Origin of the sequence: Citrobacter sp. TBCP-5362 (assembly GCF_005406305.1) — a bacterium.
GTDB classification, from domain to species: Bacteria; Pseudomonadota; Gammaproteobacteria; order Enterobacterales; family Enterobacteriaceae; genus Citrobacter_B; species Citrobacter_B koseri.
The window spans coordinates 4,297,425-4,313,164 of record NZ_CP040234.1; the positions used below are offsets into that span (position 1 = coordinate 4,297,425).

9 protein-coding genes, 2 tRNA genes, 2 rRNA genes and 1 riboswitch are annotated in these 15,740 nt (G+C 53.8%); of the genes, 2 read left to right on the forward strand and 11 right to left on the reverse strand.

All coding sequences use genetic code 11. The features are described 5' to 3' along the window. Positions 1–34: 34 nt before the first annotated feature. The 6 genes from FD428_RS20430 to btuB form a co-directional block, all read right to left on the reverse strand. Positions 35–2,939, reverse strand: a 23S ribosomal RNA gene (locus FD428_RS20430). 174 nt (positions 2,940–3,113) lie between these two features. Then, positions 3,114–3,189, reverse strand: a tRNA-Ala gene (locus FD428_RS20435). A gap of 113 nt (positions 3,190–3,302) precedes the next feature. Next, a tRNA-Ile gene (locus FD428_RS20440) sits at positions 3,303–3,379 on the reverse strand. Between the two features lie 70 nt (positions 3,380–3,449). Beyond that, positions 3,450–4,991 (reverse strand): 16S ribosomal RNA (locus tag FD428_RS20445). Together the 16S and 23S rRNA genes with 2 tRNA genes alongside form the textbook arrangement of a ribosomal RNA operon. Before the next feature lie 381 nt (positions 4,992–5,372). Beyond that, positions 5,373–6,224: a glutamate racemase gene (murI, locus tag FD428_RS20450; RefSeq protein ID WP_114848749.1), complete on the reverse strand. Its 852-nt coding sequence runs from the start codon at positions 6,222–6,224 to the stop codon at positions 5,373–5,375. Further along, entirely contained in the window at positions 6,169–8,037 is a 1,869-nt protein-coding gene (gene btuB / locus FD428_RS20455; protein WP_114848748.1) for a TonB-dependent vitamin B12 receptor BtuB, read from the reverse strand. The genes murI and btuB overlap by 56 nt, the downstream gene beginning before the upstream one ends. 64 nt (positions 8,038–8,101) lie before the next feature. Continuing rightward, positions 8,102–8,292, reverse strand: a riboswitch (cobalamin riboswitch). A 114-nt stretch (positions 8,293–8,406) separates the two neighbouring features. On the opposite strand from btuB, the gene trmA reads away from it, so the two are divergent. Then, positions 8,407–9,507, forward strand: coding sequence for a tRNA (uridine(54)-C5)-methyltransferase TrmA (trmA, locus tag FD428_RS20460; RefSeq protein WP_114848747.1), 1,101 nt, complete (start codon positions 8,407–8,409; stop codon positions 9,505–9,507). A 117-nt stretch (positions 9,508–9,624) separates the two neighbouring features. Here trmA and FD428_RS20465 read toward each other — a convergent pair whose 3' ends face one another. Together FD428_RS20465 and fabR are read right to left on the reverse strand one after the other, a co-directional pair. Next, positions 9,625–9,984 carry a YijD family membrane protein gene (locus FD428_RS20465; RefSeq protein ID WP_012133827.1) on the reverse strand — a complete coding sequence of 120 codons (360 nt, stop codon included), beginning with the start codon at positions 9,982–9,984 and terminating at the stop codon, positions 9,625–9,627. A 15-nt stretch (positions 9,985–9,999) separates the two neighbouring features. After that, positions 10,000–10,635, reverse strand: coding sequence for an HTH-type transcriptional repressor FabR (gene fabR, locus FD428_RS20470; RefSeq protein WP_047459767.1), 636 nt, complete (start codon positions 10,633–10,635; stop codon positions 10,000–10,002). 198 nt (positions 10,636–10,833) lie between these two features. On the opposite strand from fabR, the gene sthA reads away from it, so the two are divergent. After that, positions 10,834–12,234: a Si-specific NAD(P)(+) transhydrogenase gene (gene sthA, locus FD428_RS20475; RefSeq protein WP_012133830.1), complete on the forward strand. Its 1,401-nt coding sequence runs from the start codon at positions 10,834–10,836 to the stop codon at positions 12,232–12,234. On the opposite strand, the gene oxyR is transcribed toward sthA, so the two are convergent. The 3 genes from oxyR to argB all read right to left on the reverse strand — a co-directional run bounded on the left by oxyR (position 12,217) and on the right by argB (position 15,733). After that, positions 12,217–13,134, reverse strand: a complete 918-nt coding sequence (oxyR, locus tag FD428_RS20480; protein ID WP_012133831.1) for a DNA-binding transcriptional regulator OxyR — start codon at positions 13,132–13,134, stop codon at positions 12,217–12,219. The two genes, sthA and oxyR, sit on opposite strands and share 18 nt — an antisense overlap. A 332-nt stretch (positions 13,135–13,466) precedes the next feature. After that, positions 13,467–14,840, reverse strand: a complete 1,374-nt coding sequence (argH, locus tag FD428_RS20485; protein WP_012133832.1) for an argininosuccinate lyase — start codon at positions 14,838–14,840, stop codon at positions 13,467–13,469. A gap of 116 nt (positions 14,841–14,956) precedes the next feature. Next, positions 14,957–15,733: an acetylglutamate kinase gene (gene argB, locus FD428_RS20490; protein WP_114848745.1), complete on the reverse strand. Its 777-nt coding sequence runs from the start codon at positions 15,731–15,733 to the stop codon at positions 14,957–14,959. Positions 15,734–15,740 lie beyond the last annotated feature (7 nt).

Below are 15,740 nucleotides of genomic sequence, written 5' to 3' on the forward strand. Positions count from 1 at the left end.
GTCTCTCAAATCGCCAAAACATCTTCGGCGTTGTAAGGTTAAGCCTCACGGTTCATTAGTACCGGTTAGCTCAACGCATCGCTGCGCTTACACACCCGGCCTATCAACGTCGTCGTCTTCAACGTTCCTTCAGGACTCTCAAGGAGTCAGGGAGAACTCATCTCGGGGCAAGTTTCGTGCTTAGATGCTTTCAGCACTTATCTCTTCCGCATTTAGCTACCGGGCAGTGCCATTGGCATGACAACCCGAACACCAGTGATGCGTCCACTCCGGTCCTCTCGTACTAGGAGCAGCCCCCCTCAGTTCTCCAGCGCCCACGGCAGATAGGGACCGAACTGTCTCACGACGTTCTAAACCCAGCTCGCGTACCACTTTAAATGGCGAACAGCCATACCCTTGGGACCTACTTCAGCCCCAGGATGTGATGAGCCGACATCGAGGTGCCAAACACCGCCGTCGATATGAACTCTTGGGCGGTATCAGCCTGTTATCCCCGGAGTACCTTTTATCCGTTGAGCGATGGCCCTTCCATTCAGAACCACCGGATCACTATGACCTGCTTTCGCACCTGCTCGCGCCGTCACGCTCGCAGTCAAGCCAGCTTATGCCATTGCACTAACCTCCTGATGTCCGACCAGGATTAGCTGACCTTCGTGCTCCTCCGTTACTCTTTAGGAGGAGACCGCCCCAGTCAAACTACCCACCAGACACTGTCCGCAACCCGGATTACGGGCCCACGTTAGAACACCAGCCATTAAAGGGTGGTATTTCAAGGGCGGCTCCATGCAGACTGGCGTCCGCACTTCAAAGCCTCCCACCTATCCTACACATCAAGGACCAGTGTTCAGTGTCAAGCTATAGTAAAGGTTCACGGGGTCTTTCCGTCTTGCCGCGGGTACACTGCATCTTCACAGCGAGTTCAATTTCACTGAGTCTCGGGTGGAGACAGCCTGGCCATCATTACGCCATTCGTGCAGGTCGGAACTTACCCGACAAGGAATTTCGCTACCTTAGGACCGTTATAGTTACGGCCGCCGTTTACCGGGGCTTCGATCAAGAGCTTCTCCCGAGGGATAACCCCATCAATTAACCTTCCGGCACCGGGCAGGCGTCACACCGTATACGTCCACTTTCGTGTTTGCACAGTGCTGTGTTTTTAATAAACAGTTGCAGCCAGCTGGTATCTTCGACTGATTTCAGCTCCATGGGTAAACCACTTCACCTACATATCAGCGTGCCTTCTCCCGAAGTTACGGCACCATTTTGCCTAGTTCCTTCACCCGAGTTCTCTCAAGCGCCTTGGTATTCTCTACCTGACCACCTGTGTCGGTTTGGGGTACGATTTCGTGTTACCTGATGCTTAGAGGCTTTTCCTGGAAGCAGGGCATTTGTCACTTCAGCACCGTAGTGCCTCGTCATCACGCCTCAGTGTTAAAGTGCACCGGATTTGCCTGGAGCACACACCTACACGCTTAAACCGGGACAACCGTCGCCCGGCCGACATAGCCTTCTCCGTCCCCCCTTCGCAGTAACACCAAGTACAGGAATATTAACCTGTTTCCCATCGACTACGCCTTTCGGCCTCGCCTTAGGGGTCGACTCACCCTGCCCCGATTAACGTTGGACAGGAACCCTTGGTCTTCCGGCGAGCGGGCTTTTCACCCGCTTTATCGTTACTTATGTCAGCATTCGCACTTCTGATACCTCCAGCAACCCTCACAGGCCACCTTCAACGGCTTACAGAACGCTCCCCTACCCAACAACACATAGTGTCGCTGCCGCAGCTTCGGTGCATGGTTTAGCCCCGTTACATCTTCCGCGCAGGCCGACTCGACCAGTGAGCTATTACGCTTTCTTTAAATGATGGCTGCTTCTAAGCCAACATCCTGGCTGTCTGGGCCTTCCCACATCGTTTCCCACTTAACCATGACTTTGGGACCTTAGCTGGCGGTCTGGGTTGTTTCCCTCTTCACGACGGACGTTAGCACCCGCCGTGTGTCTCCCGTGATAACATTCTCCGGTATTCGCAGTTTGCATCGGGTTGGTAAGCCGGGATGGCCCCCTAGCCGAAACAGTGCTCTACCCCCGGAGATGAATTCACGAGGCGCTACCTAAATAGCTTTCGGGGAGAACCAGCTATCTCCCGGTTTGATTGGCCTTTCACCCCCAGCCACAGGTCATCCGCTAATTTTTCAACATTAGTCGGTTCGGTCCTCCAGTTAGTGTTACCCAACCTTCAACCTGCCCATGGCTAGATCACCGGGTTTCGGGTCTATACCCTGCAACTTAACGCCCAGTTAAGACTCGGTTTCCCTTCGGCTCCCCTATGCGGTTAACCTTGCTACAGAATATAAGTCGCTGACCCATTATACAAAAGGTACGCAGTCACCCCATAAAGAGGCTCCCACTGCTTGTACGTACACGGTTTCAGGTTCTTTTTCACTCCCCTCGCCGGGGTTCTTTTCGCCTTTCCCTCACGGTACTGGTTCACTATCGGTCAGTCAGGAGTATTTAGCCTTGGAGGATGGTCCCCCCATATTCAGACAGGATACCACGTGTCCCGCCCTACTCATCGAGCTCACAGCCTGTGCGTTTTCGTGTACGGGACTATCACCCTGTACCGTGCGACTTTCCAGACGCTTCCACTAACACACAAGCTGATTCAGGCTCTGGGCTCCTCCCCGTTCGCTCGCCGCTACTGGGGGAATCTCGGTTGATTTCTTTTCCTCGGGGTACTTAGATGTTTCAGTTCCCCCGGTTCGCCTCGTTAGCCTATGTATTCAGCTAACGATAGTGTGACAGGTCACACTGGGTTTCCCCATTCGGACATCGCCGGGTCAAGGGTTCATATCACCTCGCCGGCGCTTTTCGCAGATTAGCACGTCCTTCATCGCCTCTGACTGCCAGGGCATCCACCGTGTACGCTTGGTCGCTTAACCTCACAACCCGAAGATGTTTCGTGAAACATTTCGTGTTGCGAAAATTTGAGAGACTCATACACACTTTACGTGTGTCGTTTCAATTTTCAGCTTGATCCAGATTTTTAAAGAGCAAAACTTCGCAGTGAACCTTTTCAGGTACACTCTGAAGTTTTCTTATATGAGCAGTAAATATGGTGGAGCTATGCGGGATCGAACCGCAGACCTCCTGCGTGCAAAGCAGGCGCTCTCCCAGCTGAGCTATAGCCCCATACAGTACAGTCAGAACCTCTTACCAATGATTTTTCCTGAGACAAGGCGGGGAATGACGAAGCATACTTAAAGTATGTGAGTCATTTCACAACGCAGTATTCAGGGAAAATCTGGTAGGCCTGAGTGGACTTGAACCACCGACCTCACCCTTATCAGGGGTGCGCTCTAACCACCTGAGCTACAAGCCTGTAGAGGTTTTTACTGCTCGTTTTTCATCAGACAATCTGTGTGAGCACTGCAAAGGCAGGTTCTTTAAGGTAAGGAGGTGATCCAACCGCAGGTTCCCCTACGGTTACCTTGTTACGACTTCACCCCAGTCATGAATCACAAAGTGGTAAGCGCCCTCCCGAAGGTTAAGCTACCTACTTCTTTTGCAACCCACTCCCATGGTGTGACGGGCGGTGTGTACAAGGCCCGGGAACGTATTCACCGTGGCATTCTGATCCACGATTACTAGCGATTCCGACTTCATGGAGTCGAGTTGCAGACTCCAATCCGGACTACGACATACTTTATGAGGTCCGCTTGCTCTCGCGAGGTCGCTTCTCTTTGTATATGCCATTGTAGCACGTGTGTAGCCCTGGTCGTAAGGGCCATGATGACTTGACGTCATCCCCACCTTCCTCCAGTTTATCACTGGCAGTCTCCTTTGAGTTCCCGGCCGGACCGCTGGCAACAAAGGATAAGGGTTGCGCTCGTTGCGGGACTTAACCCAACATTTCACAACACGAGCTGACGACAGCCATGCAGCACCTGTCTCACGGTTCCCGAAGGCACATTCTCATCTCTGAAAACTTCCGTGGATGTCAAGACCAGGTAAGGTTCTTCGCGTTGCATCGAATTAAACCACATGCTCCACCGCTTGTGCGGGCCCCCGTCAATTCATTTGAGTTTTAACCTTGCGGCCGTACTCCCCAGGCGGTCGACTTAACGCGTTAGCTCCGGAAGCCACGCCTCAAGGGCACAACCTCCAAGTCGACATCGTTTACGGCGTGGACTACCAGGGTATCTAATCCTGTTTGCTCCCCACGCTTTCGCACCTGAGCGTCAGTCTTCGTCCAGGGGGCCGCCTTCGCCACCGGTATTCCTCCAGATCTCTACGCATTTCACCGCTACACCTGGAATTCTACCCCCCTCTACGAGACTCAAGCCTGCCAGTATCAGATGCAGTTCCCAGGTTGAGCCCGGGGATTTCACATCTGACTTAACAGACCGCCTGCGTGCGCTTTACGCCCAGTAATTCCGATTAACGCTTGCACCCTCCGTATTACCGCGGCTGCTGGCACGGAGTTAGCCGGTGCTTCTTCTGCGGGTAACGTCAATTGCTGCGGTTATTAACCACAACACCTTCCTCCCCGCTGAAAGTACTTTACAACCCGAAGGCCTTCTTCATACACGCGGCATGGCTGCATCAGGCTTGCGCCCATTGTGCAATATTCCCCACTGCTGCCTCCCGTAGGAGTCTGGACCGTGTCTCAGTTCCAGTGTGGCTGGTCATCCTCTCAGACCAGCTAGGGATCGTCGCCTTGGTGAGCCGTTACCCCACCAACAAGCTAATCCCATCTGGGCACATCTGATGGCAAGAGGCCCGAAGGTCCCCCTCTTTGGTCTTGCGACGTTATGCGGTATTAGCTACCGTTTCCAGTAGTTATCCCCCTCCATCAGGCAGTTTCCCAGACATTACTCACCCGTCCGCCACTCGTCAGCGAAGCAGCAAGCTGCTCCCTGTTACCGTTCGACTTGCATGTGTTAGGCCTGCCGCCAGCGTTCAATCTGAGCCATGATCAAACTCTTCAATTTAAGTTTGATGCTCGTGAATTAAACTTCGTAATGAATTACGTGTTCACTCAGAGACTTGGTATTCATTTTTCGTCTTGCGACGTCAAGAATCCATGTCACTTTGAGTGCCCACACAGATTGTCTGATAAATTGTTAAAGAGCAGTTGCAACGCGGCTTTCAGCTCACCGTTGCGAGGTGACGTATAATACGTTTTCCTCATTCAGAGTCAAGTGCTTATTTTCACTTTTCTCTGCCGGCGTTCATCGCTGAACCCCGCTGACCCGGCGGCCTGTGTGCCGTTGTTCCGTGTCAGTGGAGGCGCATTATAGGGAGTTATTCCGGCCTGACAAGGGGTAATTTAAAATTATTTTCCGACTGCTTTCTTTTTAAGCAAAACCACCTCAAACCGCCAGTTTTTCGAGCGTTTCGAAACCGTAACGCTGTAAAACGGGTATTAATTGCTCGGTCTCTGGCGTCATTGCCATGCAGAAAGCAATATTAGCCTCCGCTGATTTGGCATCCGGCGCTTCATGCTCTAACAACCAGGCCGTGCGACGCGCAATCGCCGCCCCGGAATCCACCAGCCTTGTCCCTTCAGGAAGGACCTGCAACAGTTCTTCCTGTAATAGAGGGAAATGGGTACATCCCAGAACAACCGTGTCGGGCGGTTCCGGCATCCGCAGCCAGGGTCTCAGGATACGGCGTAGTTCTTCCAGCGATACGGGTTCGCCGTGCAGTTTGGCTTCCGCCAGCTCCACCAGTTCTGCCGATCCCAACATCGCTATCTGACATTCATTCGCAAATCGCGCTATCAACTCATGGGTATAAGGGCGTTTTACCGTGCCACGCGTTGCCAGCAACCCGACGATGCCGTTGGCGGTCAGCCTCGCTGCGGGTTTAATCGCAGGTACGACGCCCACAACCGGGAACGCGAATTTTTCACGCAATGCAGGAAGAGAAACCGTGCTGGCCGTATTACAGGCGATTACCGCAAGTGAGAGAGGATAACGCTGCTGCACTGCGGTAACGATCTCGACGACGCGCTCGACAATAAACGCTTCGCTCTTTTCCCCGTAAGGAAACGCGACGTTATCGAAAGCATATATATAGTGGAGATTCGGCAGGAGATGCCGAATCTCATCGTAGACCGACAACCCACCGACGCCGGAATCAAACACCAGCACGGTGGGACGTGGTTCAGAAGGTGTAGCTGCCAGACAAGTAGTACTCTCGTCCTGCAGTTTGGTAGCCATAAGCTGTCTCGTAATCTTTATCGAACAGGTTGGCGATTTTACCACGAACTGTCAGGCGATCGGTGATCGGATACGATGCAGAAACATCAACAGTGCTATAGCTCGGCAAGATTTGCTGGGTGTTATTGTACTGGGAGGTGTTGTTATCGTAGCGCTTGCCGTAATACTGCCACGATACATCCATATCGACGTTAAACATCGTCCAGTCCAGTTGATACTTCGCCTGGCGCTTCGAGCGTCGGGCTAACACTTCACCGTTGTCGTCATTACGCGGATCGACATATTGCAACGTAACACGATGGCTAAAGATGCCGGTATCAAAGCTGCCCGTCCATTCCACGCCTTTAATGGTTGCCGCATCAATATTGTCATACTCACCCTGGTAGGTGTTTGGATCAAAGTAGTAGGTGATCAGGTTAGTAATCTTGTAATGGTAGGCAGACAGGCGCCAGTCCAGCGGACCAGTGAGCCCTTCCAGCCCGGCCTCCCACTGTTTAGACTCTTCCGGTTTCAGGTTAGGATTCGCGTTGATGCCAAAACGGGTAGAACCAAACTGCTGCCCCAGAGATGGAGACAGGAACCCGGTACCATAGCCGATAGTTACTCGATAGTTGTCGATAAACTCCCATCCAGCCGTCGTCTGCCAGGTGCCATGCCAGCCAAACTGTTCATCATGATCTTCACGCCCTGAAGCCTCCAGCGTTACATCACCGAATTGTTGCTGACCGGTCAGGTATAAACCGGTGTTATCGCGTTTATATGTGTCCGAAAGCGCGGTATCGGATGAGGTCAAACGCTGCTGCTGCCAGTCTACGCCCGCGCTAACGGAACCGTGCCCCACGATAAGGTTATTACCCCATTGCAGGTTACGCTGAGTCATGCGATCGAGCGTCGTACCGTCATGATAGCGACCATAAATACTGCTGTAGTTATAGTCCTTCACCTTCTGGTAGCTGGCGAGAAGTTGTGAAGAGTAAATCCCGGAGTTGAATTTCAGACCTGCGTCCCAGCTCTGATTGTAGAGTTGCGATTCATCAGCACTGTAGGCCGGAATGGACGGCGGGCTTCCCAGATCGTAATCAGAGTTGTTGGTATAACTGTGACCACGGAAAAAACCATCGAAATTATCATTAAATTTATGTTCGAGGCTGCCCCAGAATGCCTTGCTACGAAAACCATCGCGGTCGCGATCGTGATCCCAGGTTGAGCCGGGCTGTACGTTAAAGCCTTTATTGCCCTCATAAGAACCCGCTACCGTGGCGACAGTGTCGCCAAAGCGATGGCGCAACGTACCGTCATATTGCTGATAACCTTTTGAACCAACACCCGCGGTAATTTTTGACTGTTCTTGATCGGAGTGCGTAATAACGTTAATGACCCCACCCATTGCGCCGGAACCATAAATCGCCGAGCGTGGTCCACGAATGTATTCCACGCGTTGCACCAGCGATATTGGAATCTGATTCAGATCGGGGTTATTCGTAATGCCGGGGCGGGTCATGGGAACACCATCGACCAGAACCAATACCTGTTTGGCTTCCGTACCACGAATAAATAAAGAAGAAGACTGCCCCATGCCGCCGTTTTGATTGATATCAACGCCTGGCAGGCGGCGCATCACATCATTCAAATTCTTCGCTTGCCAGCGGTCGATATCCTCACGCGTCACGACATCAGCAGGCGCCAGTACGGTATTAACAGGTTGTTGAAAACGATTTGCGGTGACGATCAGGGTGTCTGGGTTAGTATCCTGCGCCCAGCCAGAAAATGCCGTGACGGAGAGCGCCGTCAGCAGCGAAGATTTTTTAATCATTGTAAAGCATCCACAATATAAGAAGGATGCCGCAGGCTTCATCGATAGTACGCGATGATGAACACCAGATGCGACGTTAGCCGGCAGGTCTTCGGGCTTGGAAGGTTATCCTCAGGATACAAGAGATGATGACTTCCCGCCGGGTGGCAGTGTCTGCTTATGCTCTCATCTCACCTTTCCTTACCGCTGCGCGTCAGCTCCAGATTCGCACTGGATTCCCTATTAACTCACAGGACCGGCTCACGGATGCTACATTCTGTAACAATCTACGTCCAGACCGCATATCACAATATCGGAAATCATCAATGACTGGACATCTGATGAGCAATCCCTACAATCCCCGCGTACTTTTATTTTTCAGGATGCATCATGACCCCCGAACACCTTCCGACAGAACAGTATGACGCGCAGCTAGCCGAAAAAGTGGTGCGCTTGCAGAGTATGATGGCGCCGTTTTCTGACCTGGTCCCGGAAGTGTTTCGCTCGCCAGTCAGCCATTATCGGATGCGCGCCGAATTTCGCCTGTGGCATGACGGCGACGACCTGTATCACATCATTTTTGATCAGCAGACGAAAAGCCGTATCCGCGTCGACAGCTTCCCGGCGGCCAGCGAGCTGATTAACCAGCTGATGACGGCGATGATTGAAGGCGTGCGCCATAATCGCGTCCTGCGCCATAAGCTGTTCCAGATTGATTACCTCACCACGATGAGCAATCAGGCGGTGGTTTCGCTGCTGTACCATAAAAAGCTGGATGATGAGTGGCGCCAGGAAGCGGAAACGCTGCGGGATGCGCTGCGAGCGCAGAACCTGAATGTGCATCTGATTGGCCGGGCGACCAAAACCAAAATCGAGCTGGATCAGGATTACATTGACGAACGTCTGCCCGTGGCGGGAAAAGAGATGGTCTACCGTCAGGTAGAGAACAGCTTCACACAGCCTAATGCCGCAATGAATATTCAGATGCTGGAGTGGGCGCTGGATGCAACCAAAGCGTCGAAAGGCGACCTGCTTGAACTGTACTGCGGCAACGGCAACTTCTCATTGGCTCTGGCGCGTAACTTCGACCGGGTGCTGGCAACGGAAATCGCCAAACCGTCAGTCGCCGCAGCGCAGTACAACATTGCCGCTAACCATATTGATAACGTGCAGATTATCCGTATGGCAGCCGAAGAGTTTACGCAGGCGATGAACGGAGTACGTGAGTTTAACCGTTTGCAGGGCATCGATCTGAAGAGCTATCAGTGTGAAACGATTTTTGTCGATCCGCCGCGTAGCGGGCTGGACAGTGAAACCGAGAAAATGGTGCAGGCGTATCCGCGTATTTTGTACATTTCCTGCAACCCGGAGACGCTGTGTAAGAACCTGGAAACATTAAGCCAGACGCACAATGTGTCACGTCTGGCTCTGTTCGATCAGTTCCCGTATACGCACCATATGGAATGCGGCGTGTTACTCACTGCCAGATAAAACGTAGGCCGGATAAAGTGGTTACGCCGCCATCCGGCGATATGCCCGGTGGCGCTGCGCTTGCCGGGCCTACAAATCATCGTAGGCCGGATAAGGCGTTTACGCCGCCATCCGGCATTATTCCGCGACTTCCTGCTTGCGGTTACGCATCTTAAAGCCAATCCAGAACACCAGAATCACCGACAGCACCGCCGGGAAGAAGTTAGAACCGATATCCGGGTATTCCGCACGTACCACGGTGCTGTACAACAACACGCCGAGGATAAAACAGGCGGCAGCCAGCCCCGGCAAGCCGACAGGCATGGTGCGGTTTTGATAACGTTGATGCAGGCAATAAACCGCCAGCACCAGCGCGATAATCGGGAATACAGAAAACGGCACGATGGAGCTAAACAGCGCCGCGAATGTGCCATTGATCGATAAGCCAGCGACCAGCGCCAGCAACAGCGTACCTTTATCTTGACCTGACTGTTTCATTGCTCGTCCTTCACGTTACTCGGAGTGATGTGCCATCTTCTCTTGTTCACGGCGGTACCAGTAATATGCCCCTTTCGCAATCATGCGCAGTTGCAGTACCAGCCGCTCTTCCAGCTGTCGGCGTTGTTCCGCACCAACATCCAGCGCCTCGGCACCTGCACTAAACACAATCGTCACCATCGCTTCGGCTTGCGCTTCAGTGAACGCGCGCGGCATATGGTTTTCGAGTTCCAGATAGTCCGCAAGTTCCGCGATGAAATGCTGAATCTCACGCGCGACTGCGGCGCGAAACGCGGCCGAGGTGCCGGAACGTTCACGCAATAATAAACGGAAGGCGTTAGGATTGTTGCCGATGAACTCCATAAATGTGGAGACCGAGGTACGGATCACACTGCCGCCTTTGGCAATACGCTGACGCGCCTGGCGCATCAGCTGGCGCAGCATTAAACCGCTCTCATCCACCATCGTCAGGCCAAGCTCATCCACATCGCGGAAATGGCGATAAAATGAGGTTGGCGCAATGCCCGCTTCACGCGCTACTTCGCGTAAACTGAGACTGGCGAAACTCCGTTCGGCGCTCAGTTGACTGAATGCGGCTTCTACCAGCGAACGCCGGGTTTTTTCTTTTTGTTGCGCTCTAACGCCCATCACGATGTCTGAATCCTTCCATATGCCTTATCTGGCACTATACCAGAGAACAAACTTAATCTGTTTGTTCAGCTTTGTGAATGATTGTTTACAGGCTGTTTGTGCTCCAGCTCCACAAAAAAGCACAACGATAATTGGGTTAAAGGCGCGCGAATGTTATCATCGTGTTTATTTTATGTATAAAAACAGGTGAGTAATACCATGCCACATTCCTGGGATTATGATGCAATCGTCATAGGTTCAGGCCCCGGCGGCGAAGGCGCTGCAATGGGTCTGGTTAAGCAAGGAGCGCGCGTCGCCGTTATTGAGCGTTATCACAACGTTGGCGGCGGTTGTACCCACTGGGGCACCATCCCGTCGAAAGCGCTCCGCCATGCCGTCAGCCGTATCATCGAATTCAACCAGAACCCCCTCTACAGCGACCACTCCCGACTACTTCGTTCTTCCTTTGCCGATATTCTCAACCATGCCGATAACGTCATTAATCAACAAACGCGCATGCGGCAGGGCTTTTATGAGCGCAACCACTGTGAAATATTGCAGGGTAATGCGCATTTTGTTGACGAAAACACCCTCGCGCTGGAGTGCCACGACGGCACGGTCGAAACCCTGACGGCGGAGAAATTCGTGATTGCCTGCGGGTCGCGTCCTTATCACCCGGCCGACGTTGATTTCGCGCATCCACGTATTTACGACAGCGACTCAATCCTTAGCCTGCATCACGAACCTCGTCACGTCATCATCTATGGCGCCGGGGTGATCGGCTGCGAATATGCGTCAATCTTCCGGGGAATGGACGTCAAAGTTGATTTGATTAACACCCGCGACCGTCTGCTGGCGTTTCTTGATCAGGAGATGTCCGACTCTCTCTCTTACCACTTCTGGAACAGCGGCGTGGTTATTCGTCATAACGAAGAGTACGAGAAGATTGAAGGCTGCGACGACGGCGTCATTATGCACCTGAAATCCGGTAAAAAGCTGAAGGCCGACTGTCTGCTGTACGCCAACGGACGCACCGGTAACACCGATTCACTGGCGCTGGGAAATATCGGTCTGGAAACCGACAGCCGTGGGCAACTCAAAGTCAACAGCATGTACCAGACCGCACTGCCGCACATTTACGCGGTGGGCGATGTGATTGGCTATCCGAGTCTGGCTTCCGCCGCTTACGACCAGGGTCGAATTGCCGCGCAGGCGCTGGTGAAAGGCGAAGCGACCGCCCATCTTATTGAAGATATCCCTACCGGGATTTACACCATCCCGGAAATCAGCTCCGTCGGCAAAACCGAGCAGCAATTGACGGCGATGAAAGTGCCTTACGAAGTCGGACGTGCGCAGTTTAAGCACCTGGCGCGCGCGCAAATCGTCGGGATGAACGTGGGAACGCTGAAGATCCTGTTCCATCGGGAAACAAAAGAGATTCTGGGGATTCACTGCTTTGGCGAACGCGCGGCCGAAATTATTCACATCGGCCAGGCGATTATGGAACAGAAAGGCGGCGGTAACACCATTGAGTACTTCGTTAACACCACCTTTAACTACCCGACAATGGCGGAAGCCTATCGGGTAGCGGCGCTAAACGGCTTAAACCGCCTGTTTTAACGCTTTGTCGAAATGGCCATCCATCTCCGCACGGATGGCCTCCGCCAGTTGCTCATAGCGACTGCGCAGCGGCGATCCCGGACGATAAACCAACCCAACCGTACGCTTAGGCTCCGGCTTAATGCACGGCAGGTAGACTACGCCATCACGCTTACGCTCCTGCGGAACCGCCAGCGCAGGCAGTAAGGTAATACCGCTCCCCGCCGCAACCATGTTGCGCAGCGTTTCCAGACTGGTCGCCCGGAAATGGGTGTCTTCATCCGCGCCCGCCTCGAAGCAGAAGCCCATCGCCTGATCGCGCAGGCAGTGCCCGTCTTCCAGCATCAGCAGTTTTTCACCCGCCAGATCGGACATCGGCACACGATCGCGATTCGCCCACGGGTGATCCTCATAGATCGCCAGCATCATGGGTTCATCAAACAGCGGCACTTCGATAAACGCCTCGCTCTCTTTCACCAGCGCCAGGATCACGCAGTCAAGCTTGCCGCTGTCCAGTTGCGCCAGCAGCTGGTGCGTCTGCGCTTCATGCAGATACATTTCCAGCTTCGGGAAGGTCTGATGCAGCATCGGAATAATATGCGGCAGCAGGTAAGGGCCAACCGTTGGGATCAGGCCGATATGCAATGGGCCAGACATCGTCTCACCTTGCTGGCTTGCCATCTCCTTGAGCACTTTGACCTCACGCAGCACGGTGCGCGCCTGATCCACCAGCAGTAAACCCGCCTGGGTGAACAGAACTTTACGACTCGTACGCTCCAGCAGCATTACGCCCAGTTCATCTTCCAGCTTACGGATTTGCCCGCTGAGCGTCGGCTGGCTGACGTGACAGGAGTCCGCCGCACGCCGGAAATGGCGGTGTTCGGCTAATGCCACCAGGTATTCAAGATCACGAATATTCATTATTCATCCTCCGTCGCCACGATAGTTCATGGCGATAGGTAGCATAGCAACGAACGATTATCCCTATCAAGCTTTCTGTCTAATAATACATCACAGAAACGGAGCGGTACCTCTTTAACCCTTGAAGTCACCGCCCGTTCAAAGAGTTTTTCTCAACTCGAAATAACTAAAGCCAACGTGAACTTTTGCGGACCCTATGGTCCGCTTTTTTTTTGCATAAATAAAATAAGCCCGACGTGATGCCAGGCTCTGATGACTGTTGCCGGATGGCGACGGTTCACAATTTTTTGTAGGCCGGATAAGGCATCAGCCGCCATCCGGCACAACGCCAGTTACGCCAGACGCGCCTTCGCGTAGTCGATCGCCTGCGCAACCTGCTGCGGTGAAACACCGCCTTTCGCCGCACGTTTATCCAGGCATGATTGCAGCGACAGAATCGGATACACATCATCGCCAATCACAGCGCTAAATTTTTGCAGGTCAGCCAGCGACAGATCTTCCAGCGGTTTTCCCTGTCGAATCGCTTCCACCACCGTTTCACCCACAATATGGTGCGCTTCACGGAACGGCACGCCTTTGGCAACCAGATAATCCGCCAGCTCAGTCGCATTCGCATAGCCCTGCTGCGCCGCTTCCTGGCAGCGCGGACGTTTTACCTGAATGCCGTCCAGCACCAGCGCCGCCATGTGCAGGCAGTCCAGCCAGGTATCGAGCGCATCAAACAGCCCTTCTTTGTCTTCCTGCATGTCTTTGTTGTACGCCAGCGGCAGGCCTTTCAGCGTCATCATCATCGCCGTTAACGCCCCCTGCACACGGCCGCACTTGCCACGGATCAGTTCCAGCGCATCCGGGTTTTTCTTCTGCGGCATCAGCGATGAACCCGACGTCACGCGATCGGAGAGTTCCACAAAGCCCGCTTCACCGGTATTAAAGAAAATCAGGTCTTCCGCAAAGCGCGACAGGTGAACCATGCCGATAGACGCGTCGGACAGCAGTTCCAGCACATGGTCGCGATCGGACACGCTGTCCAGACTGTTACGCGTCGCCGAGGCAAAGCCCAGCCAGCCGGCCAGCTGTTCACGGTCGATTTCATACGCCGTGCCCGCCAGCGCGCCGCAGCCTAACGGGCTGACGTCCAGACGCTTGAGCGCATCCTGCAAGCGGCTCTCATCACGCGCCAGCATTTCCACATACGCCAGGCACCAGTGGGCAAACGTCACCGGCTGCGCGCGTTGCAGATGGGTGTACCCCGGCATGACGGCATCCTGATTATTCTGCGCCGTCTCTACCAGCGCGCTTTGTAACTGACGGTTAGCAGACAGCAACTCGGTGACCGTATCTTTGCACCATAGCTTCAGGTCGGTCGCAACCTGGTCGTTACGACTGCGCCCGGTGTGCAGCTTTTTACCCAACTGGCCGACTTTATCGATCAGTTTGCCTTCCACCCAGCTGTGAATATCTTCCGCGTCGCTTTCCAGAATCTGCTGCGGATTCACCCGAACCTCTTCCAGCAGCGCGCTCAGCGCCTCTTCCAGTTGCAGTTGCTCATCCGCAGTCAACACCCCAACCGTGACCAGAGCTTTGGACCAGGCCACAGAGCCGACGATATCCTGCTCGGCCAGGCGGTAATCAAAGCGCAATGAGTCATTAAACTGTTTGAACCGTTGATCCGCTGCCTGTGTAAAACGCCCACCCCAAAGTGCCATAACATGCTTCCTTAATATCTTGAATTTCAACGCCGGATAGCGCTTAGCTTATCCGGCCTACAGGTTCGGTTCACCCAGACCCGATAAGGCGTGGCCGCCATCGGGCACAAAATAGTTTAAGCCAGAATACGCGTACCGATCGGCGTACCGTTAAACAACGCCGGAAGCTGCTCGGCATGACGCCAGGAGGCGATATCCACCGGGCGCCCCAGCGTGCGGGCGGCGTCCAGCGCCGCGTTCACCTTCACAATCATGCCGTCGGTAATGATGCCCTGATCGATCAGCTGTTCCGCTTTGGCCGCCGTCATCTCGGCAATACGCTGACCTTTGCCATCCAGAATACCGCTTACATCAGAAAGCAGGATCAGATCCGCCCCCAGCGTTGCCGCCAGCGCCGTCGCCGCCTGATCGGCATTGACGTTCATCAGTTGCCCTTCTTCGGTCACGCCAATGGAACTGACCACCGGCAAGAAGCCGCCTTCCAGCAGCATGTTAATCAGCTTAGGCGAACCAGGCTGCGCCAGTCCAACGTGGCCCAGCTCTTCATCGAGTTGGGTCACTTTTACGCTATCGCCGTCGCCGAGATACAGGCCAACGGACGCGATATGGTGTTTTTTCGCCCACGCCAGCAAGGTTTTATTGGCGGTTCCCGCCAGCGCGCCGGTGATGATGTCAATCTGATCGGCGGGCGTCACGCGCAGGCCATTTTTCTTTTTCACCGGCAAATTTAACTGTTTCATCAGCTCATCCACAACGCAGCCGCCGCCGTGCACGATAATCAGCGGACGCTGATGCGACTCGCGGTAATTGACCAGCGCGGTAAACAGACGCTCCAGCGCCTCTTCGCTATCCAGTAATACGCCGCCCAGCTTGATAATTAATGGATTCATCATTGCACCC

What these genes read in the sequence shown, in the direction of transcription:
- murI (WP_114848749.1), bottom strand. Translation starts at nt 6,224, where the DNA reads ATGGCTACCAAACTGCAGGACGAGAGTACTACTTGTCTGGCAGCTACA.
- btuB (WP_114848748.1), bottom strand. Translation starts at nt 8,037, where the DNA reads ATGATTAAAAAATCTTCGCTGCTGACGGCGCTCTCCGTCACGGCATTT.
- trmA (WP_114848747.1), top strand. Translation starts at nt 8,407, where the DNA reads ATGACCCCCGAACACCTTCCGACAGAACAGTATGACGCGCAGCTAGCC.
- FD428_RS20465 (WP_012133827.1), bottom strand. Translation starts at nt 9,984, where the DNA reads ATGAAACAGTCAGGTCAAGATAAAGGTACGCTGTTGCTGGCGCTGGTC.
- sthA (WP_012133830.1), top strand. Translation starts at nt 10,834, where the DNA reads ATGCCACATTCCTGGGATTATGATGCAATCGTCATAGGTTCAGGCCCC.
- oxyR (WP_012133831.1), bottom strand. Translation starts at nt 13,134, where the DNA reads ATGAATATTCGTGATCTTGAATACCTGGTGGCATTAGCCGAACACCGC.
- argH (WP_012133832.1), bottom strand. Translation starts at nt 14,840, where the DNA reads ATGGCACTTTGGGGTGGGCGTTTTACACAGGCAGCGGATCAACGGTTC.
- argB (WP_114848745.1), bottom strand. Translation starts at nt 15,733, where the DNA reads ATGATGAATCCATTAATTATCAAGCTGGGCGGCGTATTACTGGATAGC.